Genomic DNA, 24390 nt, shown 5'->3' with positions numbered 1-24390 from the left:
GGACCTTCATGGCGTCGAACCGCTATCGCCGTCCCCAAAGGATCGAACCCAGGGATCTGACATGGGACGACGAGGCAGCAACCTCAAGCCGCCCCAATCGAGGGTTGCTGGGAGGCTGCGGATTCTTCGTCGTGGTTATCGCACTATTGGCGATCATTGGACTGGTTGGCTACCTCGTCGCGGGATTCGTGACGAACAACAATAACGCGGAATCCGACCGCCAACCGGTGCCCACGGATGTGCCGCCAAAGGCAGCGAGTCCGGCCCCGGATATAGACGGAGACGATTTCGACAGCGCTTATCAGCGGCTACTGGATTGGGCCAAGCCCAAGTCCGAGGAACTAAACATTCCTCTGCCCGCGCTTATTGCCTACGGAAATGCAGAGGCAATCGCTCGCGCAGAGCACCCCACCTGCAATCTTTCCTGGAACACTCTGGCCGGACTCGGATACGTAGAAACCCGCCATGGAACGTACGACGGTGACCGCTTCGGGGCGTCAAAGCTAAACGATGATGGCATTGCCGAGCCGGACATCATTGGGCCGAAGCTCGATGGGCGACAGTTCGCCAAGGTGGAAGATACCGATGGTGGACGACTAGATGGAGATCGCGAGTACGACCGCGCGCTGGGGCCGATGCAGTTCATCCCTGAATCCTGGAAGACCTATGGGGTGGATGCTGACAAGGATGGAAAGAAAAACCCCCAGAGTGTGTTTGACGCAGCTGCTGCCGCAAGCGCCTTGTTGTGCCGTGAACAGCGCGACCTTGGTACTAAGTCCGGCTGGACTAACGCAATCAAGGGCTACAACCTTTCCGACGAGTACGTGATGCAGGTGCGCGATGCAGCGGCAAACTACGCGCTCGGACAGTCGCCTATGTAAAACCATCCCCCTTTAGGGAGGGGGAGTTTTCCCTCGGTTCTTCCGGGCGACGGCGAAAATTTTATGGCGGTGTCACAATGGGAGTAGACCGTTGCACTAGGTGCCGATCAGATGAATGCCTAGGCCACGGTGGAGACCTTTTTAGCTGTTAACCGAGAACAGATAATCAACAGTTTGGCACTCGATGCCACATGCCAAGGAGGCAGACACATGGCCCTGATCCTCAACATTGATGCCCGTGAAATCATGGATTCCCGCGGTAACCCGACCGTAGAGGTTGACGTAGTACTGGACGACGGTTCCTTCGGCCGTGCGGCCGTACCTTCCGGCGCCTCCACCGGTGTGCACGAGGCACACGAGCTGCGCGATGGTGGCGACCGCTACCAGGGCAAGGGTGTTTTGAACGCCGTCAAGAACGTTATCGACGAGATCGACGAAGAGCTGATGGGCGTTGAGGCTGACGACCAGCGCGTCGTTGACCAGCTGATGAAGGATCTGGACGGCACCGAGAACAAGTCCAAGCTGGGCGCCAATGCGATCCTGGGTGTATCCATGGCTGTGGCTCACGCAGCTGCAGAGACCGCCGATCTGCCACTGTTCCGCTACGTCGGTGGCCCGAACGCTCACGTTCTGCCGGTGCCGATGATGAACATCCTCAACGGCGGTGCACACGCAGACTCCGGCGTTGACGTCCAGGAGTTCATGATCGCCCCGATCGGTGCCGAGAGCTTCTCCGAAGCACTGCGTACCGGCGCAGAGGTTTACCACACTCTGAAGAAGGTTATTAAGGAAAAGGGGCTGTCCACCGGCCTGGGTGACGAGGGCGGCTTCGCCCCTTCCGTCGATTCCACTAAGGCTGCCCTGGACCTGATTGTCGAGGCAATCGAAAAGGCTGGCTTTAAGGTCGGCGAGGACGTGGCACTGGCTCTGGACGTCGCTTCCTCCGAGTTCTACAAGGACGGCAAGTACCACTTCGAGGGCGGCGAGCACACCGCCGAGGAGATGGCTAAGGTTTACGAGGAGCTCATCGAGTCCTACCCGATCGTCTCCATCGAGGATCCACTGCAGGAGGACGACTGGGAGGGCTACACTGCCCTGACCGCCAAGATCGGTGACAAGGTGCAGATCGTTGGCGATGACTTCTTCGTCACCAACCCGCAGCGCCTGGCCAAGGGCATCGAGGAGAAGGCCGCCAACGCCCTGTTGGTGAAGGTTAACCAGATCGGCACTCTGACCGAAACCTTCGAGGCCGTCGAGCTGGCTCACCGCAACGGCTACCGCACCATGATGTCCCACCGCTCCGGTGAGACCGAGGACACCACCATTGCCGACTTGGCTGTCGCTCTGAACTGCGGCCAGATCAAGACCGGTGCTCCGGCTCGTTCCGAGCGCGTTGCAAAGTACAACCGACTGCTGCGCATCGAGGAGATCCTGGGCGACGCTGCCGTATACGCAGGCCGCTCTGCCTTCCCGCGCTTCAAGAAGTAAACGCATAACAGATCAGTAGCCCACGGCCACCCGCGTAGGTGGCCGTGGGCTACTCGCATTTCAGCTTCGCTTCGCTAGACTCTGTAGACCATGAGCAAATCGACCAAGGGCGAACCGGCAAAGGAGCCGGAGGATAAGCCGCGCGCAGACGTGGCGTCCGAAAACAACGGGCAGGAAAAAGACCGCCCCGCGTCCGCCCGCCTGCCTCGCGCACGGTCGATCGAGAGGCGAGAAAAGCGACGGCAGCGCGCACAAACCGCGCCGAAGCGCATGGCCCGATCCTTTGTGGAGGTGCCGAAGAACATGAGCCCCGCGACGTGGCTCGTGTCGCTGCTTTTGCTGATCTTCCTGGCGGTTTCGATTACGAATCCGCTGCGTAACTATTTTGAACAACGCGCTGAGCTGGCGCAGCTCAACACGAAGATTGCGGGGCAGGAGAAGGAAAAAGCCGAATTGACCAGCGAGCTCAATCGCTACCGCGATGAGGATTACATCAAGGAGCAGGCTCGCACCCGCCTGGGACTGATTGAACCGGGAGAGTCGGCATTCCGCATCATTTCCCCGAAGATCCAGGCTGACAAGCTGGACACCGAAGCGGAAGACGAGAAGAACGGTGACGAGGGGAACCGCGATTGGTACCAGCAGTTGTGGGACTCCATCTCTACTCCGGAGGAAATCTTGGAGGAACAGAACGACCCGGAGAATGAGGATCACAAGCTGCCGACAGTGCCGGAGGAAAAGACGGACGCGCCGGCGCCCGAGCAAGCCTCTGAAGGCGCCCCGGCTCCGGCGCAGGAACAAGCACCCGCGCCAGCTAACTAGTACTCGCAGGTTTCCTTTAAACAAAACGTCAAACAAAACGTCCACAAGTAAAACGCCCACCAAAAGAACCCAGAAAGTCTAAAGATGACCAATGCCCGCCAGCCCGGCCCACCGACCGACGAAGACCTTGAGGTAATGCGCCAGCAGCTTGGCCGTCCGCTACGTGGTGTGGTGGAGGTCAGCTACTACACGCCTGACGGTGTGCCCGCAGTGGTGAAAACGCAGCCTAAGTTGCCTGATGGTACGCCTTTCCCCACTCTCTACTACCTGACTGACCCGCGCCTGACCGCGGAAGCCTCGCGCCTAGAGGTGGCGGGCGTCATGAAGTCAATGCAAGCCCGATTGAGCGAGGACGAGGATCTAGCTGCGGACTACCGAGCAGCACACGAGCACTACCTGGCTGAACGCAACAAAATGGAAGACCTGGGTACCGACTTCTCTGGCGGGGGAATGCCAGATCGCGTGAAGTGCCTGCACGTCCTTATCGCCTATGCGCTGGCAGAAGGGCCGGATCGGGTACGCCTAGGAACCGAAGCTGTGGCGCTGGCAATCGAAAATAACCCAAAGCTTGAAGGTACGGCGCTGCCTAAGGACTGGCCGACCTCCGCCGCTCTGGGTACGTCAATGCAGACCGCGAGCGTTGAGGAATAGCCCTAAAAGGGGATCTAGCGCACTGGGGTAGCCTGGGGAACTATGAGTGCTCCCCACAATGAGGTTTCCAATCCCCGCTTTGCCGCCATTGACTGCGGCACAAACTCCATCCGTTTGCTGATCAGCGAGCGGACTCCAGATGGTCAGATTAACGAGCTGAACAGGGATAACATCATCGTTCGCTTGGGGCAGGGGGTAGATGCCACCGGGCGTTTTGCAGACGAGGCGCTGCAGCGCGTGGATGATGCACTGCAAATCTATGCCGACCGGATGGTCGACTACGGGGTGGTCGACGTGATGATGGGCGCGACCTCCGCTACCCGCGACGCGGCGAACCGTGAAGAATTCTTCGACATCACCCGCCGCCATCTGGGGCGCGTGCGCGAAGGCGCGGTGGCAAAGGTTATTTCTGGCGAACAAGAGGCTGAGCTCAGTTTCCGGGGAGCCGTCACCGACCTGCCGGGTGCTGCAGAGCGCACCGTGTGCGTAATTGATCTAGGTGGCGGATCTACGGAGTTCGTTGTTCATGGCCCAGGCCGCGAGCCGCAGGCTTTCTCAGCGAACATGGGCTGTGTGCGGTTGACGGAACGCTTCCTGCACGATCAACCGCCAACGCAGCAGCAGATCGACGATGCCCGTTCCTTCGTCGAGGAGTTGATGGAGCAGGTTCGCTCGCATGTGGATCTGCGCGCAGTCGATCAGGTTGTCGGGGTGGCGGGTACGATGACGACCCTCACCGCTCTTACTCTGGGGCTTTCGGAGTATGAGCCCGAGCGCATTCACATGGCCACCTTGCCGCTAGAGGACTTTCGCGCAACAGCACGTACGTTGCTGGGATTGACGCCCCAGCAGCGTTGCGAGTACGGGCCTATGCACCCGGGGCGTGCGGACGTCATCGGTGGTGGTTCAATTGTGGTGGATGCCTTCACAAGCCGGTTCCTAGATTGGGGGCTTAGTGAGATCACGATCAGCGAGAAGGATATATTAGACGGGATGCTGGCTGAGGTCATGGCACGCCCCCTATAGCCCAATTGGCAGAGGCAGCGGACTTAAAATCCGTTCAGTGTCGGTTCGAGTCCGACTGGGGGGACTTTTTGTTGCGCTTTTCCTGCCCATTTTCAAAAACCGAGGAAGCTGGTAGGCAGTCTGCTGTAGCGTTACTCCCCGAAAGTATTTGTCGGCAAAATAACATGTCGGCGCTTCTCTACCAACGAGGGAGCCTTGGCCATGATTCTGGATAACTACCGCGCCACTTGGGAAACTGAAGAAACTGACGCCCTACGCCTGCATGCCCGCGAGTTTATCGCTCGTGAGGTGACCCCCAACGAGCTGAAGTGGGAAGAAAACCATCAGGTAGAGCGTGAGTTCTGGAATAAGGCAGGCGACGCTGGACTGCTGTGTGCGTCCATTCCCGAAGAATATGGTGGCGGGGGCGGCACCTTTGCACACGAAGCCGTTATCCAACAGGAGCTGGGCCTTGCCGGGGATTCCGCCTGGCACAACGGTGTGCACTCCGTGATTGTGGCTCATTACATCTACCAGCTTGGTACTGAGGAGCAGCGTAAGCGGTGGCTACCGGGGATGGCCAGTGGTGAGCTCGTCGGCGCTATTGCTATGACGGAGCCGGGCACGGGCTCGGATCTGCAGAGCATTAAGACTAAGGCGGAGCTCGATGGTGATGAATGGGTCATTAATGGTTCCAAGACCTTTATCACTAATGGCACTCACTGCGATGTTGTGGTGATTGTTGCCCGAACCAACGACCAGCCAGGTGGCAAGGGATTGTCTCTTATTGTCGCAGAGACAAAGGATCTTGAAGGCTTCGAGCGGGGACGGGTGTTGGACAAGATCGGCCAGCGAGGCCAGGACACCCGAGAACTTTTCTTTACCGATATGCGCGTCCCGAAGGACAATCTGCTCGGCGGCATCGAGGGCAAAGGCTTCATCCAACTGATGCAGCAGCTGCCTCAGGAGCGCTTGATTCTCGCAATTGCAGGGGCGTCGGCATGTGAAGGGGCAGTGCGCCAAACCATCAAATACGTCAATGAGCGCGAAGCGTTTGGCCGACCAATTCTCGGATTCCAAAATACTCAGTTCGTGCTGGCCGAGTGCGCGAGTGAGACGCTGGCGGCGAAGACCCTGACTGATCACTGTACGGCTCTGCACATCGAGGGCAAGCTGACGACAGCCCAGGCCTCTGCAGCCAAATACCTGGCCTCGGATCTGCAGAGTTCTGTGGCGGACCGTTGCCTGCAGCTTTTCGGTGGCTATGGATTTATGCGGGAATACCCAATCTCGCGGATGTACACGGACGCCCGCGTGCAGCGGATCTACGGCGGCACCAACGAAATCATGAAGCTGCTGATTGCCCGCGAGTTTAAGCAGGATTAGTCCTGGAGGGGAATGGTCTTTTGGAAGCTTAGAATTACTCCTGAAGATCAAGGCACCACTCCAGGAGGTAGCGAATGGCGCTCGGGTCAAAAGAGACCTAAAGGAATCCCGCGCCGCAGCGTTGGAAGCCTATGAGTTGATGCGGGCGCAGAGGGGTAGGTCAGGATAAGTCCGGGTGGCGAGGCGTGGACGTCCCTATCATGGGCAGCATGCGCACTCTTTATTCCGTCGAGGACATCCGTTCCGCCGAGGCTGCTCTATTCGCTCGCCAGCAGCGAGCAGACGAGCTGATGCAGTCCGCCGCGCACGCCGTAGCCACCGTGGCTCAGAACATGCTGGCGAAGCAGGAGGATCCCGTGCTTTTGCTGGTTGGTCCCGGTGGCAACGGAGGCGACGCACTATACGCCGGTGCGGTGCTTGCCATGCAGGGGATAAGGGTGGAGGCATACGCCATAGCAGGAACAGATAATGTTCACGAACGCGCCTCTCAGGCCTTCACAGCAGCAGGCGGAAGCTTCGTGGCGCTGGGCGAGGACAAGGCTGCGACGACGAATGAACCGTCGGCAAAATTCCGCCGCTACGGTGTAATCGTCGACGGAATGTTTGGCCTTGGAGGCCGGGGCGAAATCCCTGATGAGGTCGTCGAAGTTCTCCGGGCGGCCAAGGTATTGGCCATCGACATTCCAAGTGGCGTGGTCGCTGACACGGGTAAAACACCCGGCAAGCACGTCCGCGCTGACGTGACCATCACTTTTGGCGGGCTACGCCGAGCCCATGGTCTCAGCGCTGCATGCGGAACGGTGCTCTGCGAGGATATTGGTCTGGACGATGGCTCCCTGCTCTCTGCTGAGCTGGCGAAGTTGGAAGGCACTACTGCTCTGTGGCACACACCGGTCGAACTACTTGCTCACCGCAATCAGCCTCTCCAGCAAATGACCTGCACCCCGCAGCCATTGCCCGGCACACTACCTGGCGAACCAGGTGCCACAGACGACAAATACTCGGGCGGAGTCGTCGGAATCTGCGCAGGTAGTAAAGACTATTTAGGAGCGGGTGTGTTGGCCACCCTCGCGGCGGTTAACACCACCAGTTCGATGGTGCGCTACATCGGCGAGCACCCCGAATACGTCCTGGCCACCACCCCAGAAGTGATCGTGCACCCTACTGTCCGCGACGCTGGACAGGTGCAATCACGCATGGTCGGTTCGGGTCGAGGCACGGATCGCGACGCTCGCCAGGAGCTCCTCGCGGTCCTCGACATGGTGCAGCCATTGGTTCTTGACGCCGACGCGATCACCGTCTTGGCGAAGAACCCGGATGTGCTGGACGTTCTTCGTACTCGTAACGCCCCCGTCTTGCTCACCCCGCATGACGGTGAATTCGACCGATTAGCAAAGGCAGCTGGTTTGCCTTTGGAATCGCCAGACCGGATCACCTCTACTGAACGTCTGGCCCGAGAACTGAACTGCACAGTGTTACTGAAGGGACGCTTCACCATCATTGCCAACCCACAGCGAGCCTTGGTTGTGGATACTGCGTCGTCGTGGGCGGCCACCCCTGGATCCGGCGATGTGCTGGCCGGAATCCTCGGTGCGCTGATTGCACGCGATGCCGGCAGACGCGCCCGCGACGGTGGATATGCCGAGGCAGGGCAAGCCGAGTTTGAGACGCACGAGGCGGATTATGTGGTCGATACAGCTGCGGTCGGTGTCGCGGTGCACGCTGCGGCGTCGTATATATCTGCCCTTACACCCTATGGTCTGGCGCCGACCTCCGCGCTGAAGATCGCGCAGCACATCCCTCACGCGACAGCATGGTTGAGGTCGGTTGTCGGCGGGCAAGGGTAGGACTAGTACAGACGGTAAATGCATGGAGAAAACAAATGCATAGGAAATCGCCTGTGGACAAAGGAAGGACGAAGCGAAACATGGATCGCAAGATTGCACTTATTACCGGCGGAACCCGAGGCATTGGTCTCGCGATTGCACACCAGCTGCAGGACGATCACCACCTGATTATCGGCGGTAGCTCAGACAAGGCACATGAGGTCGCACAGCAATTTCCTAGCGCGCAGGGATTTGTGGCGGATCTTGGCGATACTGATGCCATCGGCGCCGCGGTGGCCGACCTGGGGCTAGATAGCCTTGACGTATTGGTGCATTCCGCCGGTGTAGTGGCCCATGACCCAGTAACAGAAACCACGCCTCAGCAGTGGAAACATGCTTTCGACATTAATCTTTTCGCTGTTGCGGAACTCACCCGGCGCCTGCTTGGCGCGCTGCACACTGCTCACGGCATTGTGGTGACGATCAACTCTGGTGCGGGCTATCGATCCAGCGTCGGGTTTGGCCCATATGCCACGACAAAATTCGCGCTGCGCGCCTACACCGATGCCCTGCGCGAGGAGCAGCGTGGCAAAATCCGTGTGAGCTCTATTCACCCTGGCAAGGTCGATTCCGACATGCAGCGTGAGATTCAAGCCCACCGCGGTGTCGATGAGGGAGACTACGACGAAACGCAGTTCTTGCGCCCCGAATCCGTGGCCAAAGCCGTGCGCCTGGCCGTTGATGCGACTGAAGATGCGATGGTTGAGTCGCTGACGATTCGCCCTGCTAACGGGTGCTAACCACGCATGGATACTCACGTTCTAGACTGCGCCATCGTCGGCGGTGGACAAGCGGCTCTGGCTACTGCGTTTTATCTTCGCCGGGAGGAGCGCCGAGGCCGCCGAACTGTAGATTTCGCAGTGTTCGACGAGCAACCCCAGCCAGGCGGTGCCTGGCAGCACATGTGGCCGGCGATGAGGCTTTTTTCCGCCACAACTTTCTCGAACCTGCCTGGCATGCCAATGCCGGGATATGAAGGTTTCCCGCCACCCGACCATGTGGTTTCCTACCTGCGCGAATACGAGCAGCGCTACAACTTGCCCGTGATCCGCCCAGCCCACATCGATCGCGTGAACTTCGATGAGCTAACCGGCCTATTTCACCTGCACGGCCACTACGGCGGGACAGCGCGGACATGGCGTGCACGGACAGTGGTGGCGGCAACGGGCACGTGGTCGGCTCCGTTCGTGCCCTACTATCCGGGCACTTTCAAGGGCACACAGTGGCACACGGCCACTTATCCTGGTCCGGAGCGCTTCGCCGGCACTTCCGTAGCCGTCGTTGGTGCGGCTAATTCCGGTGCGCAGATTGCGGCCGATCTACTTGAGTTCGACGGCGAACAAGGAGGCCGGGGTAACGTCACCTGGTACGTCCGCCATGCACCCCGTTGGATGCCCGATGATATCGACGGTGCCGAGCTTTTTCGTCGTAACCGCGAGCGCTATCATGCCATTTCCGCTGGCCACACCGACCCTGGTGCGGATTCATCCTTGGGGGATATCGTTATGCTCCCCGCCGTCCGCCGTACCCGCGACGCAGGCCTACTACGCGCCACACCGATGTTCGACAACCTCGACGAAGTCTCCGCTGATCACCTCATCTGGTGTACCGGCTTCCGCCCGGCCCTCGGCCCTTTCCGCGGGTTGCTTTCCTTTGCTGGTGACGCCCCCTCGCCCCAACCTCCCGGACTATTCCTCGTGGGCTATGGCGATTGGGTGGGACCAGGTTCCGCCACCATCACGGGCGTGGGCGTATACGCAAAACGGGTAGCCGCCGAGGTTGTGGCGACCACCCGTGGGCAATAGGGTCCGGCTACGGCAGTAGACGGAAGGTCTTGCCCGTCTTCAGCAGGTTCAGCATGACCGTGGAGAAGGTCTTGCGGCTCATGGATTCTGGGCCGCGGAAGTACATGAAACGCTGCGAGGTCACGTTCTGCGTTGCCGTGTACTTCTGCAGCCCTTCCGCACCGTGGCGGTGGGACATACCAGATTCCTTCATGCCACCCATTGGGTTATCAATGGCCGCCCAGCTGGAGGTGTAGCCATCATTGAGTGCAACAGAGCCGGACTCAATCTTCGGGCCGATCTGCCAGGCGGTCTCATCAGCAGCGAAGACCGAAGCATTCAGGCCATAATCCGTGTCATTGGCATGTTCAATTGCGTCGTACAGGTCTTCCACCGGCTCGATGTACACCACAGGGCCGAACACTTCTTCGGTGCGCAGCAGCGCATCCTCCGGCACGTCCGTCAGGACGGTCGGCTCGTAGAAGTATGGCCCCAAGTCCGGACGCTTGCGGCCACCGCACACAATGTTGGCGCCCTTTGCGCGGGCATCCTCAACATACTTCTCGACGTTCGACAGCTGGTCCGTGGAAGCCAGGGATCCCATCTGGGTCTCCCATTCAAACCCGGATCCAATGCTCATCGCCTGCACGCGCGAAGTAAAGGCGCCGACGAAATCTTCGTAGGACGCCCGCTCCACATAAATGCGTTCGATGGAAACGCAGAGCTGTCCGGAGTTGGAGAAGCAAGCATCCACCGCGCCGCGCGCTGCGTAGCTGATGTCCGCGTCGTTGGCGATAATCAGCGGGTTCTTGCCACCCAGCTCGGCAGAGTAGCCGACCAGACGTCGACCCACCTGCTCGCCCAGGATCTTGCCCGTCGCGGTGGAGCCGGTGAACATCAAAAAGTCGCACTGGTCTGCGATAGCACTACCAACCACGCGGCCTGAGCCGGTAACCAACTGCACCAGGTCGCGCGGCAGCCCGGCGTCGAAAAGCAGCTTAAAGATCAAAAGCGCGGTGAACGGTGTAGCGGAGTCGGGCTTGGCAACTACGGCGTTGCCGGCGATAAGTGCGGGAATCGCGTCGCCGATGCCCAGGGAGAGCGGGTAATTCCACGGGCTAATTTGGCCGACGACGCCGAGGGGGTGACGGTACTCAATCGACTTCGCCATGATCGACATCGCGGAAGCACGCTTGCGGGGCTTCATGAACTTCTCGACGTTGTTGGCGTAGTAGCGGGCGTTGTTGGCAACGTCCATGACCTCGTCGAACGAGCTAGCGCGGTTCTTGCCAGTTTCCAGCTGCACCATGTCACAGAGGAGGTCTGAGTTCTTCAGTACAAGATCATGGAAGCGGCGGAAGATGCGCTTACGCTCTGCAAAGGGGACATGAACCCACGACTGCTGGGCACGGCGGGCGAAACGGAAAGCTTCGGTGACATCTTCGGCAGAGCCGCTGGCGACCCAGCCGATGGTCTCACCCAGGAAAGGGGCTTCGATGTCGAGACGCTTGCCGTCGTAATCATTATCGAGGTTATGCAGGCGGGCATTGGTGGTGAGGTTACGCAGCTCTACTTCTAGATCAGCAGGAAGAGCGGCTACGGAAAGACGCTTGTAATTGGTTCGTTTCATGTTTGGGAGACTACCTAAAAGGCTGGGGAAGTGTGTTCGTTCTGAAAGTTTTTTAAGCAAACAAAGGTTGTAAATTGATGTGTGTTGGGAACATTTGAGGAGGCTTAGACGTTGGTAGGATGTACGCGAAAGGGCGGAAGTGCACTGGTCGGTTGATTGGTGGCTTCCGACTTCCACAATGACCAGCAGAAAATGGAGAGTAAGGAATGAAAACCTCGAACCCGTTCATGGGGTCGCTGGCCAAGAACCAAGGCCGGCACCCCTTTGCTCAGCAAGGTAACCAGGGCGGTTACGGCCCGCAGCAGGGGATGAACCCCTACGCAACCTCCGCCCACGGTGGCGTGCAGACCGCCGCTATGGGCTATGGCATGCAGGATGCTGCCAACTACGGTCAGGCCGGGACTGCCGACCGTCCGATGACTGTCGACGATGTTGTCACCAAGACCGGCATCACCCTGGCAGTGATCGTCGCACTTGCAGTGGTGAACTTCATCATTGGCCTCAGCAATCCGAAGCTGGCAATGATTCTTACTTTCGTTGGCATGATTGGTGGCCTCATTGCTGTTCTGATTTCGGCTTTCGGCAAGAAGTACGATTCTGCTCCCGTTACTCTGACCTACGCGGCTTTTGAGGGCTTGTTCGTCGGTGGCTTTACCTTCTTGGTTTCCGGTGCTGCGGTCGGTGATTCTGACGCCGGCATGTTGATCGCCCAGGCGGTATTGGGCACCATTGGCGTGTTCATTGGCATGCTGTTTGTTTACAAGACGGGCGCCATTCGGGTAACGCCGAAGTTCACCCGTTTCATGGTGGGGGCAATGATCGGCGTGCTGGTATTGGCGCTGGGCAACCTGGTGTTTGCGCTGGTTACGGGATCTGCAGGTATTCTGCGCGACGGTGGCCCGATCGCCATTGTCTTCTCCCTGGTCTGCATTGGTATTGCAGCGATGAGCTTCCTGCTGGACTTTGACCAGGCTGATCGCATGGTACGTGCTGGTGTTCCGTCCAAGATGGCTTGGGGCGTGGCAATGGGTCTGGCTGTGACCCTGGTCTGGCTTTACACCGAGATCCTGCGCCTGCTCTCTTACTTCAGGGACTAGCAGGAAAGGTTAGTGCTAGTGCCTTGAGGTTCAGGCGCCTTGCATAATGGGGCGCCGGCAATGAGGTACCGACAACAGGGCGCCGAGCGTTAGTTGTCTAGGGAGCCTCCGGATTTTCCCGGGGGCTCCCTTTTGCTGTCCTGTGCCGACTGCTGCTTCCGCTGGAATTGCTCATTAGTCGGTGGCTGTGGCACTTGCAGAGGTGTGGTCGGCGGGGAATGTCGCTAGATCGGGAAAGTAGAAGCGTTTTCGTCCGGTGCGAATTTTGAGCAACTCTCTGACCTGCTGTTTTGATGAAAAGGGAATTGATGTCAATCACAGATTCCCGATCTGGCGATATTCCGCAGCAAAACCGGCTTGGGAGGACGGGGTAGACCCTTTCCAGAGGCTAGGAGACCCCAGATCGTCCCCTGGAACAAGAAAAAGGGCGCCCGTAGGCGCCCTTTTCATTCCTGGTTTACAAAAACATCGCCAGCCGCAGCAAATGTTATTGCCGCACCACAGCCGGCAACCATCGCCAGGCGGAAATTACTGCTCCTCGCGAGGAACGTCCAGGTCGGGGTCGTAAGGCTCAGCAGAAACGATCGTCACAGAGACGGTATCCCCGGCGGGAGTCTGGTACTCGCGGGTCTCGCCGACCTTAGCGCCGACAATGGCCGCGCCCAGCGGTGCATCGGTGGAGTAAGTCTCCAAATCAGGGTTGGAGGACTCCAGGCCACGGGTGCCGATCAGGAAGGTCTCCTTATCGTCCTCGTCACCGTCGTAGTAGACGTGGATCACGGAACCAACCAGTGCCACGCCGGACTCCTGCGGAGCCTCACCGATAGTGGCGCTATCCAGTAGCTCCTCCAGGTAGGTGATGCGTGCCTCCTCCTGGCCCTGCTGCTCGCGAGCCGCGTGGTAGCCACCGTTCTCCTTCAAGTCGCCTTCTTCACGGCGCTCGTTAATCTCAGCGGCCAGCACCGGACGGTTCTCCTTCAGAGCCGTCAGCTCCGCGTTCAGTCGGTCGTAAGATTCCTGAGTCAGCCAGCGAGTCTGGTTCTCGGCCATTGGGTTCTCCCGTCTTCGTTGAAGGTTCACGCGGTCTCCCACGTGGGCGTCAATAGATTAATCAATAGGCGTGCAAAGTCTAGCATTTAGCGTAGGAGCCGGAGACAGACTGCCAAGGTAGGCGCTAGTTTTGCGGATTTAGGTGAGGGGCAAGCGTGCTGGAGCAACCATAGGCAGTGGCCGCGTAGCCTCGTTCGCGGGTCGGAATGTCAACCTTGAATCGCTGCACGCTCTCGCCACCGGCGGGGATGACGAACTCACGGCGCCCGACTTCGTTTTTGTCATAATCCAGAGCGGTGACAATGCAATAGGCAGCCTTCTGGGGATCCTTGCGAGTCACGTCGATGCTCATTGTCATGCGCTCATCCGAAACGATCTCGCCACCGGATTCCTGGGCCGTTACGTCCGCATCCGACGTGCGCAAGTATTGATTCACCGCGTAGGCCAGCGCCGCGGCCAGCATGACCGCCAGGATCACCACAACGATTTTCCCGGAGAATTTCTGGTTGCGCGTTTCGCCGTAACGCTCTTCTTGGATGCTGTTCTTCGCCGCGTTCATGATGTCTCTAGTCTAGCCCACCCCTTTCTTTATGACGCCTTCATCCCCAGCCCACTCCAGGCGGCGATTTTATTGGGTAGGGGAGGGATGAATAGTAGATTGTGAAATCGTGAGTAATACGACATCTTCCGCCGCCGATTCGCGATACCGTCTGCTGGCTATCCATGCGCACCCGGACGATGAGTCCAGCAAGGGTGCGGCGACCATGGCACGTTATGTCGACGAAGGTCACCGGGTGAAGGTGCTAACCTGTACCGGCGGCGAGCGTGGGGACATTTTGAACCCGGAGATGCAGTCCGTGGCGGAGCAGGGCATCGGCGAGATGATCGAGGTGCGCCGTGAGGAGATGGCCAAAGCCGCAAACATCCTGGGAGTAGAACACGAATGGCTGGGCTATGAGGATTCCGGCCTGCCGGAGGGGGATCCGAAGCCACCTCTGCCGGAGGGGTGCTTTGCGCTGCAGGATACGGAGGAAGTCACGAAGGATGTCGTGCGAGTGATCCGCGAGTTCCGCCCGCACGTGATCATCACGTATGACGAGCACGGGGGATACCCGCACCCGGATCACATCAAGGTACACGCGGTATCCATGCGCGCTTGGGAGGCTGCCGGTGATCCAGATTTCCACCCGGAGCTGGGGGAACCTTGGGAGCCTAAAAAGCTCTACTACACCCACGGCTTTATTCGCGAACGCTTTGAGGATCTAGCAACCGCACTGTATGAACAGGGCGTGCAGCTGCCCGAGAATGTCGTCCAGCACTTGGAGTTGTGGAAGCAACTGCCGGATATTCTGGCCCGGGTGACGACTCGTGTAAATGTTGCCAATTGGTTTGAGCGTCGCGACGATGCTCTGCGAGCTCACCGTACCCAGATCGATCCGAAGGGAGCGTTCTTCTTGGCAGATACAGAGTTGCAGCAGAAAATCTGGCCCACCGAAGAGTTCGAGCTGGCGCAGTCGCGCGTGCACAGCGAGATCCCGGAGACGGATCTGTTTGCAGGCTTGGACTAGTATCAGCGCCACCCTGAACTAGTTCTAGCTGCTCAGGTTTTCCCACACGCAGCCGACAAACTACAGTTGATGGCCAAAGAGGACTTAAGGAGTTTCCAGCGATGAACACCGCCAGCACTGCCACGTGGATCTTGGCGCAGGCAGAGCGCACTGGCCCAAAGGGTGCAGAGTTTGGCAAGGCTGCACCCATCGGCCTGTTCGTAATCCTCATTCTGCTTCTGGTCGTGTTGCTCATTGGCTTCGCTATGAACAAGCGCATCCGTCGCCTCGAGCGCCGTCAGGCCTTTGCTGAGGCACGTGGTATTAGCCTCTTCGACACGGAGAAGCTGGAAGCAGCGATGAAGGCTGAGGGCTTTGACGAGACTGCTAGCAAGCGATCCATGTTCGCCCGCACCGAGGTGCCACAGACCGACGATCGTTTCTTGCCCTCCTCCGGCACACTCACGGGGCCGGCTGCTATTGACGCTGAACGGGCGCGAGCTAAGGGCGTCGAAAACGCTGAGAAAGCCGAGAAGGCAGACCGCGAAGAACCGCCGAAGCAGTAAGATCAAGATTGTGAATCGTATCCCCCAACTGCTCTACCCGGCATATGAGGCGAGCTTAGCGCGTTCGCTGCGTGAAAAGCCTATGCCGAAGCACGTTGCCATCATGGCCGATGGCAATCGGCGCTGGGCGCGTGAGAATGGGTTCACGGATGTTTCGCATGGTCACCGCGTGGGGGCGAAGAAGATCGCGGAGATGTGCGGCTGGTGCGATGAGCTGGGAATTGAGACCGTAACCGTCTACTTGCTCAGCACCGAGAATTTGAAGCGCTCTGCGGAGGAGCTCTCGCTGTTGTGCAGCATCATCGGCGATGTTGCGGAAGAACTGGCGGATTCCGACGCCGGATTCCAGCTAAGGACCGTTGGCCACCTAGAACTTTTGCCGGAGCAGCTGCGTATTCGTTTAGAGGAAAACCAGGCCAAGACGAAGGATCACACAGGTGTGCGTGTGAACGTGGCGGTGGGTTATGGAGGCCGCCAGGAGATCGTGGACGCTGTGCAGACCCTGGTGGCTGAACTGGCTGAGCAGGGAACCGCGCCGGAGGATATGGCAGAGGCCATTACGGCGGAGGCGTTGGGCAACCACATGTATACCTCTGGTCAGCCGGATCCGGATCTGGTGATTCGGACGTCAGGGGAGCAGCGATTGTCGGGGTTCCTCTTGTGGCAGTCGGCTTACTCCGAGATTTGGTTTACGGATACGTATTGGCCAGCCTTTAGGCGCGTAGATTTCCTACGTGCGTTGCGTGATTACTCGCAGCGGCATCGTCGCTTTGGGCTGTAGAGGATTTCTGGAGCCTAGATTTTCCGCATGCGCACCTTTTGCACTAGGTGATCGGGTCCCTTGCGAAGAACCAAGGAGGCGCGCACACGGGTGGGCAGAATGTTCTCCATCAGGTTGGGAAGGTTCACGGTCTGCCAGATCTCGCGGGCGACAAGGGTGGCTTCTTCATCGCTGAGGTCGGCGAAGTGGTGGAAGTGAGCCTCCGGATCCTTAAATGCGGTGTTCTTGAGGCGTAGGAAGCGGTCGATATACCAGTCTTCGATGTCCTCACGCCGAGCGTCGACGTAGACGGAGAAGTCAAAGAGGTCGGACACCATGAGGGTGGGGCCAGTCTGCAAAACATTCAATCCCTCGACGATCAGAATATCCGGGCGATCGACCGTGATAGTTTCGTCGGGGATTCGGTCGTAGGCCTCGTGTGAGTACACGGGCGCTTCAACCTTCTGGGTGCCGGATTTCACCTTGGTAACAAAGCTCAGCAATTCGGCCTGGTCATAGGATTCCGGGAAGCCCTTTCGGTGCATGAGTCTGCGACGTTCCAGCTCGGCGGTGGGCAGCAGGAAGCCGTCGGTGGTAACGAGATCCACCCGCGGGTTTGTTTCCCAGCGTTGCAGTAGAACCTGCAGCACGCGGGCAGTGGTGGATTTGCCGACGGCTACGGAACCACACACACCAATGATGTAGGGGATTGGTGGCAAAGGCTCGCCCAGGAAGGTTTCGGTGGCGGCGTTCAGCCGACGGTGTGCCTCAACGCGCAGGAAAATGAGGCGCGAAAGTGGCAGATAGACCTCGGAGACCTCTTCCAGGTCAATTTCGTCACCGATGCCGCGGAGTTGTTCCAGTTCATCTTCGGTGAGGACCTGGGGCATCGATTTTCTAAGCGTGCGCCACTGAGTACGGTCCAGCTCAATGTAAGGGCTGGGGGAATTCATAGCCCCATTGTGCCCCGAAAAAGGGGCAAGGTGAAATTGAAAGGGGGAAAGGAAGTATTGGAGAGTTCGAGCCGGTGAGCTGGGTTGCCTGGGGTGGTGCCCTAACCACTCGCTATGATGGTGGGGCAGATAAGCAAAAGTTCTATCTTTCGCCTTATTTCATTTCGTCCACATTTTCATCCACAAATGGAAGGCCCTCGTCGACGTGACTTCTCCGCAGAATTCGTCCACACAGAACTCCTTACAGCACAACACTCCTCTGGCGGAGCTGGATCCGCAGGTTGCGGAGGCTATCGCGGGTGAGCTGCGACGTCAGCGCACCACGCTGGAGATGATCGCCTCGGAGAACTTTGTTCCGCGTGCCGTATTGCAGGCACAGGGTTCGGTTCTGACTAACAAGTACGCCGAGGGCTACCCGGGGCGCCGCTACTACGGCGGTTGCGAGCACGTGGATATCATCGAGGATCTGGCTCGAGAGCGCGCTAAGCAGGTCTTTGGCGCGGAATTTGCCAATGTGCAGCCGCACGCCGGTGCACAGGCCAATGCCGCTGTGCTGATGTCGCTGGCTAATCCGGGTGACAAGATCATGGGTCTGTCCCTGGCACATGGCGGTCACCTGACGCACGGCATGCACCTGAACTTCTCGGGCAAGCTCTACGAGGTTGCCGCCTACGAGGTCGACCCGGAGACCTTCCGTCTGGATATGGACAAGATCCGCGAGCAGGCTCTCGCTGAGAAGCCACAGGTACTGATCGCCGGCTGGTCCGCATACCCACGCCACCAGGATTTCGCAGCGTTCAAGTCCATCGCGGAAGAGGTCGGTGCGAAGCTGTGGGTGGACATGGCGCACTTCGCTGGTCTGGTAGCGGCAGACCTGCACCCGTCGCCGGTTCCGCACGCCGACGTGGTTTCCACCACGGTGCACAAGACGCTGGGTGGCCCACGTTCCGGCATGATCTTGGCTAAGCAGGAGTACGCCAAGAAGCTGAACTCTTCTGTCTTCCCGGGCCAGCAGGGTGGCCCGCTGATGCACGCTGTTGCTGCGAAGGCTGTGGCCATGAAGGTTGCGCAAACCGATGAGTTCCGTGACCGCCAGAAGCGCACTCTGGAAGGCGCAAAGATCCTGGCTGAGCGTCTGAACGCACAGGATACGAAGGACGCTGGAGTGCAGGTTCTCACGGGTGGCACTGACGTGCACCTGGTGCTGGTGGATCTGCGCAACTCTCAGCTGGATGGCCAGCAGGGTGAGGATCTGCTGCACGAGGTTGGCATCACCGTTAACCGCAACGCTGTGCCTTTCGATCCACGTCCGCCGATGGTCACCTCCGGCCTGCGCATCGGTACCTCCGCCCTGGCGTCCCGTGGGCTCGATACGGAGGCCTTCACCGAGGTTGCCGATGTCATCGGTACCGCTCTGGCCGGTAACGCGGACGTTGCGGCTTTGCGTGCCCGTGTGGACAAGATCGCCGAGGATTTTCCGCTCTATGATGGGCTGGAAGACTGGAAGCTGGTCTAAGTAGCCCAGCGGCTTTAAGAGTAGGGGTTTAGCACTATGGGCAGCACGCAGGCGAAGGATGCAATCATCGTCGTTGACGTCCAAAACGACTTCGTCGATGGTTCCCTGGGAACTGACCGTGGCCTAGAAGTGGCGCGCGGGATCAACACCTGGCTGGGCGGCCTGGCGCACGCCGAGGGGGAGGAATCGGAAGCCGGCGTCGGCTCCCCGGCTGCCGCCCGCCCGCTCATCGTCGGCACAAAGGATTGGCACATCAAGCCCGAAGGCCACTTTGCGCCAGAGGGGGAGGAGCCGGATTACAAGGACACTTGGCCGGTTCACTGTGTAGCCGACACCCACGGCGCGCAGGTCTGTGCCGAGCTGGACCCTGAACTGGTGGACGTCTGGTTCCACAAGGGCGAATACACCGCCGCTTATTCCGGCTTCGAGGGCCATCTTGCGGGTGAGGAACAAACACTTCAGCAGTGGCTAAACTCCCACGAGGTCGAGAACGTGACGATCGTGGGCATCGCCACCGACTTCTGTGTCCGTGCCACGGCGCTGGATGCTTTGAATGCTGGGTTCCACGTGTGCGTCATCGAGCAACTGTGCTCGGCGGTGACTGAGCAGGGCGGCAAGTCCGCTATTCAGGAGCTGGAAGACGCAGGCGCGGAGATTATCCGCGACTAGGCCATCTCCCACGCAATGCTTTCGTGCTAGCCGGCAATTACGATGTCCGGTCGCCGCGATAGTTTGTGAGCCCCGAGTGCTGCCCAAACGACGTGGAGCAGAAGTAAAGCCAGTAGGGCGGCGCTGAGGGTGTCCATCCATCCCAGATCCCACACCAGAAGCGTGGAATTTATGGATTTCTCGGCCAGGGTATGGGTTCCAAGACAGCACGTACCCACGGGGAAAGTGCTGGCCCACCAGGTGGGGTTATAAGGCATGGGGGCACTGCCCAGGGCTGTTCCCCAGTGCTTGACTATGGCGTAGCCGGCGAGGGGAATGCCAACGCTCAGTATTACTAAGCCGTAGACCGTGGCACGGAAGTGCCACTGGTCACCCGCAAGCAACTGTGCGGCCACGGTGGACTGGCCGACGAGTCCCAGCGGAATCCACGCGGTGGTGGCGAACTGGGCGGGGATGATCGGGAAGGTGCGCGCGTAGACGAAGGCAAATGTCGGTACTGCCGTCACCCAGGCCAGGGCAAAGCATGCGACCCCGATTCCGTGCACAGTTGAGCCCCACTCACCCACATGGGGTGCCAGCTGAGCCGAGGCAGTAGCGGCAACCATAGGCGCTACTAGGGGCAGCCCCCAGGTAAAGGCGGGAGCTGGGCGGCTAACAAAGAGATAGCGGAAGAACTTCACGCACGTGATCGCGCCAAGGACGGTCCCGACGGCCCAGCAGAAGGTGTGAACTGACCAGCTGCTGAAGATGAGGGAGTAGGCACTTCCCAAGGCGAGGATGCCCATGGAAGCCATTCCCCATGCCGGCATGGCGCTCGAGTGGAAACCCGGGTTGCGATGTCTAAGGAACCCCACGGTGAGAGCCAAAGCGAGGAGTGTCGCCACGCCAAGCATTAGCTCGGCAGGGAGGTGCCCCAGCGTTGAGCTCAGGTGAATGTCAATGAGTGACGCCGTGATGCCCAGCCCCATCACCGCTCCGGCCCAACCGGGGCCTAGGGGCGGTAGGTCGGGCTTGCTGTGCTTCGTACTCATATTCTCGAGGCTAGGCAGTGCTCGGCAGTAGCGGGAGAGTGTATGTGCTGGACAGGGTTACAATGAATGCATGTACCCCCAAAGGAATCTTGATAACGAAGGGGATTCTTTCCCTGCTCAACGTGGCTTTGTTCCTGACGCCCTCACAGTAGATTCCGTCCTCGCTGTCGCTCGGTATGGAGGCATGAACCGGGCCGCAGAGCATCTGAACGTCTCGCAACAGACTGTCAGTATGCGCATTGCCAAGTTGGAAAAACACCTAGATGCGCGCATCTTCTGGCGCGGAGCCGCAGGGAGTTCCACCACGGAGGTAGGCCGCCAGGTCGTCCGCGTACTGGAGAGCCTAGAAGAAGCGCTCGACGAATGCGCTCGTGGCCTTGAAGAAGCACTGGGAGAAGGCGTTGTCGAAGAGGTTAAACTCGTGGCCTCGAACACCGTGGCGGAATTGGATTACCCACGTTGGGCAGCGAAGTATTTGCGCACCAGCCCACAGACTCATCTGCATATGCGGCAACTCAATAGCCAAGAGGCGCAGCGCCAGGTTGTCCAGGGCCAGGCGGAACTGGCGGTAGTAGAGGGAAACTGGGTCACACACGAACTGCATCAGCGGGTGCTGGGGCACGATGAACTGGTGGTTGTCGCACCTGCAGAACACCCCTGGGCGCAGGCCAACGATCATGGTCATTCGGACACTAAGCCGGGGAAAACGGCGTCAAGAGAAAAAATAGTGACGAAAAACGAGTTGAAGTCCACGCCTTTGGTGCTACGCGAACCGGGAAGCGGCACCAGGGAAGTGGTGGAGGCAGTGTTGGGCGAGCTCGCTCCACCGGCGGGGGAATTTGGTTCCCTGGGGGCTCAACGTACGGCAATCGGTGCGATCGGGGCGCCAGGGGTGATCGCGCGAAGAGCCGTAGCGTCGCAACTAGCTACTGGGCAGTACGTGGAGGTTCCGGTGGCCGGAGTCAAGTTCGACCGGCCGCTGCGAGTGGTGTGGAGCTCGAAGAACCGCCTCTCCGAGCCGGCCCTCCGTTTCCTGAGCTTCCTTGCGAGCCAAGCTGACGGGCAGATGGCCTAGAGTTTGTTCTATGACTCGGGACACTCCAAACTCTGCTAACTCTGTTAACACTGCGAACACCGCTAACTCTCCAAGCACTGCCGCTGCGTCGACGACGGCGGGCGACATCGTGCAGGTCTCCACAGTTGGAGCCGTACGCTACATCACCATCAACCGCCCGGAGGCATACAACTCGCTGGATAAGGCGCTGCGGCTTGCGCTGATTGATGCATTCCGCGAGGCGCAAAAGGATTCGCAGGAACTTGGATCCGCCGTGCGTGCAGTCGTACTGAGGGCTGCTGGTAAGGCCTTTTGCTCCGGGCAGGACCTTAAAGAGCAGCTGCAGGATACGCAGAATCGCACCGGTATGGAAAAGGTGGTGGAGGAGTACAACCCGATGGTGGAGCTCCTCACCGGTATCACCGTGCCGACAATTGCTGTGCTACAGGGGCCTGCGGCAGGAGCCGGCTGGGGGCTTGCGATGGCCTGTGACTTCCGCGTGATGTCAACGGCTGCGTCGTTTAAAGGTGCGTTCACTGGTGTGGGACTAGCCGCGGACTCCGGACTGTCGAAGACACTGGTGGATTGTGTAGGGAGGGCGAAAGCCCTGCAGTTGCTGCTTCTGGATCGAAAAGTTCCCGCTGACGAGGCTTATGGGCTAGGACTGGTCGAGAACCTGGTGAAGCCAGAAGAGCTAGAGGCCACGGCAGAGAAGTTGGCGGTATCTTTCGCCAATGGGCCGACGGCGGCCTATAAGGAGATGAAGGCGCTGGTTAAGAATGCCGCGGCTATCAGTGAGGCAGCGGCGGCTGAAGCCGACGCGCAGTTGCGTCTGTTTAACACCGCTGACCATAGCGAAGCGGTGGCCGCTTTCGTAGGAAAGCGACCACCGCAGTTTAAGGGGGAGTAGGGCTAGAGCCCTACTTTTAGAGCCTTACTTCTCGCCCTTGGCCAGGCGGCGAGAGATGATCTCGATCATGATCTCGTTCGGGCCGCCGTAGATCGGCTGTACGCGGGAGTCCAGGTAGTGCGTGGAGATCGGGTACTCCAGCATGAAGCCGTAACCGCCGTGCAGCTGCAGTGCCTCGTTGACGACCTCAATCTGCAGCTCAGTGGTCTGGTACTTAGCCATTGCACCGGTGACCTCGTCCAGGGTGCCGTTGACCTTCTCCATGATGCAGGCATCGACGAAGGACTGGGAGCCCTGGATGTTGGTGGCCATCTTGGCCAGCTCCCAGCGGTATGCCTGGTGGTCGATCAGGCGCTGACCGAAGGTCTTGCGGTCCTGAGAGTGCTTGTAAACCAGGTCGAATGCGCGGCGGGAGGTAGCGATGGAGCCCACGGCGATGGACAGGCGCTCCTGAGCCAGGTTGGTGCGCAGGTAGCCGAATGCAGCGCCCTCTTCGCCCAGCAGGTTCTCCTTCGGAACGCGGGTGTCCTCGAAGGACAGCTCAGCGGTGTCCTGGGACTTCAGGCCGACCTTCTTCAACGGACCGGTCTTGGTGTAGCCCTCCATGCCGTCCTCGACGATCAGCATGGAAACGCCGGCGCGACCCTTCTCCGGGTTGGTCACAACGACCAGCAGGGTGAAGTCAGCCTGGACACCGTTGGAAATGAAGGTCTTGGCGCCGTTGACGATGTAGTCGCCGTTCTCGTCCTTCTTTGCGAAGGTACGGATGCCAGCCAGGTCAGCACCTGCGCCCGGCTCGGTCATAGCCAGAGCAGCGATCTTCTCACCAGCACAGAGCGGCTTCAGGAAGCGCTCCTTCTGCTCGTCGTTACCAAAGCGCTGCAGGTAGGGGATGACCAGGTCGTTGATGGTCTGGATGCCCACGATGACGGAGCCGGAGTCAGCCTTGGCCAGCTCCTCGGTCAGTACAGCGTTGAAGCGGTAGTCGTTCTCCATTCCACCGCCGCCGAACTCCTCCGGAGCCATCATGCCCAGCAGACCCTGCTGGCCGGCCTTCTGGAACATCTCACGGTCGCAGTAGCCCTGCTCGTGCCAGCGGTCGACGTTCGGGGCAATCTCGGCCTTCACGAAGTCCGCGCAGGCCTCGCGGAACATGTTGTGCTCTTCTTCGAAAATGTTGCGTGGCAGGAAGTTCTTCATGGGTTCCTTTCAAAACCAAGACGTTGGTTGCTTGAATGCTGAACCGGTTGAGATGTTGAGACTTTGTACGTCTCTGTATGTCTCTTGTGCACTCGTCATGCGTTCGGCCAGATTCTTAAGCATCAGCGTCGGCTATAGAGAGTTATTGTGTTGCAGCTCGATAGCAAGCCCGCATTGTGACGTGCATCTCTGCGTTGCTTATGAGAATAGCATCTTCTTGTTCGAGAAGTACAAGAAAACCCCTCGATGTCGGGCGAAGGTACACTGACGAATTCCTCGCGTGTGGGAATCGTTCCCCCAAGGGGGAGGGTGGGTTGATTTCGTTCCACATAAGCGCAGGTCAACCATTTAATCAATATTTTTGTTGTTTAAATATTGACAACCGAAGTGAGGGTTGGCTAACCTCATGGATGTGTCGCAGGCTAGTCACCTGAGGCGCACTGCAGTTGTGGAATATGTTGCAGTACTAAGGAAGGTTCACATCGCTTGAGTGTTGAGCATGCG

At 59.1% G+C, this 24390-nt stretch carries 23 protein-coding genes and 1 tRNA gene; 18 read left to right on the top strand and 6 right to left on the bottom strand.

Annotation, left to right across the window (positions count from 1 at the left end; genetic code table 11):
* Positions 1 to 8: 8 nt before the first annotated feature.
* The 10 genes from AC06DS_RS00200 (at position 9) to AC06DS_RS00155 (ending at position 9924) form a co-directional block, all read left to right on the top strand.
* Positions 9 to 881 (top strand): lytic transglycosylase domain-containing protein, encoded by an 873-nt coding sequence (locus AC06DS_RS00200; RefSeq protein ID WP_477100692.1) that lies wholly within the window; start codon positions 9 to 11, stop codon positions 879 to 881.
* A gap of 210 nt (positions 882 to 1091) precedes the next feature.
* Complete coding sequence (eno, locus tag AC06DS_RS00195) at positions 1092 to 2369, top strand: phosphopyruvate hydratase (RefSeq protein WP_293791010.1); 1278 nt, start codon at positions 1092 to 1094, stop codon at positions 2367 to 2369.
* Between the two features lie 90 nt (positions 2370 to 2459).
* A complete protein-coding gene (locus AC06DS_RS00190) occupies positions 2460 to 3191 on the top strand; it encodes an FtsB family cell division protein (RefSeq protein WP_477100691.1) in 732 nt (243 codons plus the stop codon).
* A gap of 84 nt (positions 3192 to 3275) precedes the next feature.
* Complete coding sequence (locus AC06DS_RS00185) at positions 3276 to 3842, top strand: DUF501 domain-containing protein (RefSeq protein ID WP_448308139.1); 567 nt, start codon at positions 3276 to 3278, stop codon at positions 3840 to 3842.
* A gap of 42 nt (positions 3843 to 3884) precedes the next feature.
* A complete protein-coding gene (locus tag AC06DS_RS00180; RefSeq protein ID WP_476727413.1) occupies positions 3885 to 4868 on the top strand; it encodes a Ppx/GppA phosphatase family protein in 984 nt (327 codons plus the stop codon).
* Positions 4859 to 4932, top strand: a tRNA-Leu gene (locus AC06DS_RS00175). Before AC06DS_RS00180 ends, AC06DS_RS00175 begins: the two co-directional genes overlap by 10 nt.
* Positions 4933 to 5069: 137 nt before the next feature.
* Positions 5070 to 6233: an acyl-CoA dehydrogenase family protein gene (locus tag AC06DS_RS00170; RefSeq protein ID WP_448308141.1), complete on the top strand. Its 1164-nt coding sequence runs from the start codon at positions 5070 to 5072 to the stop codon at positions 6231 to 6233.
* Positions 6234 to 6442: 209 nt separating this feature from the next.
* Positions 6443 to 8080, top strand: a complete 1638-nt coding sequence (locus tag AC06DS_RS00165) for a bifunctional ADP-dependent NAD(P)H-hydrate dehydratase/NAD(P)H-hydrate epimerase (RefSeq protein ID WP_477100690.1) — start codon at positions 6443 to 6445, stop codon at positions 8078 to 8080.
* A gap of 80 nt (positions 8081 to 8160) precedes the next feature.
* On the top strand, positions 8161 to 8859 hold the full coding sequence (locus AC06DS_RS00160) for an SDR family oxidoreductase (RefSeq protein WP_477100689.1): 699 nt from the start codon (positions 8161 to 8163) through the stop codon (positions 8857 to 8859).
* A gap of 6 nt (positions 8860 to 8865) precedes the next feature.
* Complete coding sequence (locus tag AC06DS_RS00155) at positions 8866 to 9924, top strand: NAD(P)-binding domain-containing protein (RefSeq protein WP_477100688.1); 1059 nt, start codon at positions 8866 to 8868, stop codon at positions 9922 to 9924.
* A gap of 7 nt (positions 9925 to 9931) precedes the next feature.
* Here the strand turns inward: AC06DS_RS00155 and AC06DS_RS00150 are convergent, their stop codons facing one another.
* The gene (locus AC06DS_RS00150) at positions 9932 to 11533 is read right to left on the bottom strand and encodes a succinic semialdehyde dehydrogenase (protein ID WP_477100687.1); all 1602 of its coding nucleotides are present in this window, start codon (positions 11531 to 11533) and stop codon (positions 9932 to 9934) included.
* Between the two features lie 206 nt (positions 11534 to 11739).
* Between AC06DS_RS00150 and AC06DS_RS00145 the strand changes: the two genes are divergently transcribed.
* Positions 11740 to 12630: a Bax inhibitor-1/YccA family protein gene (locus tag AC06DS_RS00145; RefSeq protein WP_477100686.1), complete on the top strand. Its 891-nt coding sequence runs from the start codon at positions 11740 to 11742 to the stop codon at positions 12628 to 12630.
* A gap of 528 nt (positions 12631 to 13158) precedes the next feature.
* On the opposite strand, the gene greA is transcribed toward AC06DS_RS00145, so the two are convergent.
* Together greA and AC06DS_RS00135 are read right to left on the bottom strand one after the other, a co-directional pair.
* Complete coding sequence (gene greA, locus AC06DS_RS00140; protein ID WP_476727417.1) at positions 13159 to 13680, bottom strand: transcription elongation factor GreA; 522 nt, start codon at positions 13678 to 13680, stop codon at positions 13159 to 13161.
* Positions 13681 to 13804: 124 nt separating this feature from the next.
* The gene (locus AC06DS_RS00135) at positions 13805 to 14239 is read right to left on the bottom strand and encodes a DUF4307 domain-containing protein (protein ID WP_448308146.1); all 435 of its coding nucleotides are present in this window, start codon (positions 14237 to 14239) and stop codon (positions 13805 to 13807) included.
* A 109-nt stretch (positions 14240 to 14348) separates the two neighbouring features.
* On the opposite strand from AC06DS_RS00135, the gene mca reads away from it, so the two are divergent.
* From mca to AC06DS_RS00120, 3 genes are all read left to right on the top strand, one after another.
* The gene (mca, locus tag AC06DS_RS00130; protein ID WP_293791021.1) at positions 14349 to 15248 is read left to right on the top strand and encodes a mycothiol conjugate amidase Mca; all 900 of its coding nucleotides are present in this window, start codon (positions 14349 to 14351) and stop codon (positions 15246 to 15248) included.
* A 101-nt stretch (positions 15249 to 15349) separates the two neighbouring features.
* Positions 15350 to 15793 (top strand): hypothetical protein, encoded by a 444-nt coding sequence (locus tag AC06DS_RS00125; RefSeq protein WP_293791022.1) that lies wholly within the window; start codon positions 15350 to 15352, stop codon positions 15791 to 15793.
* Positions 15794 to 15803: 10 nt separating this feature from the next.
* On the top strand, positions 15804 to 16574 hold the full coding sequence (locus AC06DS_RS00120; RefSeq protein ID WP_293791023.1) for an isoprenyl transferase: 771 nt from the start codon (positions 15804 to 15806) through the stop codon (positions 16572 to 16574).
* Between the two features lie 14 nt (positions 16575 to 16588).
* Here the strand turns inward: AC06DS_RS00120 and coaA are convergent, their stop codons facing one another.
* Positions 16589 to 17506 carry a type I pantothenate kinase gene (gene coaA / locus AC06DS_RS00115; protein ID WP_293791024.1) on the bottom strand — a complete coding sequence of 306 codons (918 nt, stop codon included), beginning with the start codon at positions 17504 to 17506 and terminating at the stop codon, positions 16589 to 16591.
* 205 nt (positions 17507 to 17711) lie between these two features.
* On the opposite strand from coaA, the gene glyA reads away from it, so the two are divergent.
* Both glyA and AC06DS_RS00105 read left to right on the top strand, forming a co-directional pair.
* Complete coding sequence (glyA, locus tag AC06DS_RS00110) at positions 17712 to 19022, top strand: serine hydroxymethyltransferase (RefSeq protein WP_476727420.1); 1311 nt, start codon at positions 17712 to 17714, stop codon at positions 19020 to 19022.
* Between the two features lie 36 nt (positions 19023 to 19058).
* Positions 19059 to 19691, top strand: a complete 633-nt coding sequence (locus tag AC06DS_RS00105; protein ID WP_476727421.1) for an isochorismatase family protein — start codon at positions 19059 to 19061, stop codon at positions 19689 to 19691.
* A gap of 26 nt (positions 19692 to 19717) precedes the next feature.
* Here AC06DS_RS00105 and AC06DS_RS00100 read toward each other — a convergent pair whose 3' ends face one another.
* On the bottom strand, positions 19718 to 20722 hold the full coding sequence (locus tag AC06DS_RS00100) for an SLAC1 family transporter (RefSeq protein WP_476727422.1): 1005 nt from the start codon (positions 20720 to 20722) through the stop codon (positions 19718 to 19720).
* A 184-nt stretch (positions 20723 to 20906) separates the two neighbouring features.
* Here AC06DS_RS00100 and AC06DS_RS00095 point away from each other — a divergent pair, with 184 nt between their 5' ends.
* Positions 20907 to 21797, top strand: a complete 891-nt coding sequence (locus AC06DS_RS00095; protein WP_477100685.1) for a LysR family transcriptional regulator — start codon at positions 20907 to 20909, stop codon at positions 21795 to 21797.
* 10 nt (positions 21798 to 21807) lie between these two features.
* Positions 21808 to 22686: an enoyl-CoA hydratase/isomerase family protein gene (locus AC06DS_RS00090; protein ID WP_477100684.1), complete on the top strand. Its 879-nt coding sequence runs from the start codon at positions 21808 to 21810 to the stop codon at positions 22684 to 22686.
* 24 nt (positions 22687 to 22710) lie between these two features.
* Here AC06DS_RS00090 and AC06DS_RS00085 read toward each other — a convergent pair whose 3' ends face one another.
* Entirely contained in the window at positions 22711 to 23886 is a 1176-nt protein-coding gene (locus AC06DS_RS00085; protein WP_034985776.1) for an acyl-CoA dehydrogenase family protein, read from the bottom strand.
* Positions 23887 to 24390: the final 504 nt, after the last annotated feature.

This window comes from Corynebacterium sp. TUM25015, from assembly GCF_056393505.1.
The sequence above is the reverse complement of the archived record's forward strand: the minus strand, read 5'-3'. Positions and strand labels throughout refer to the sequence as shown.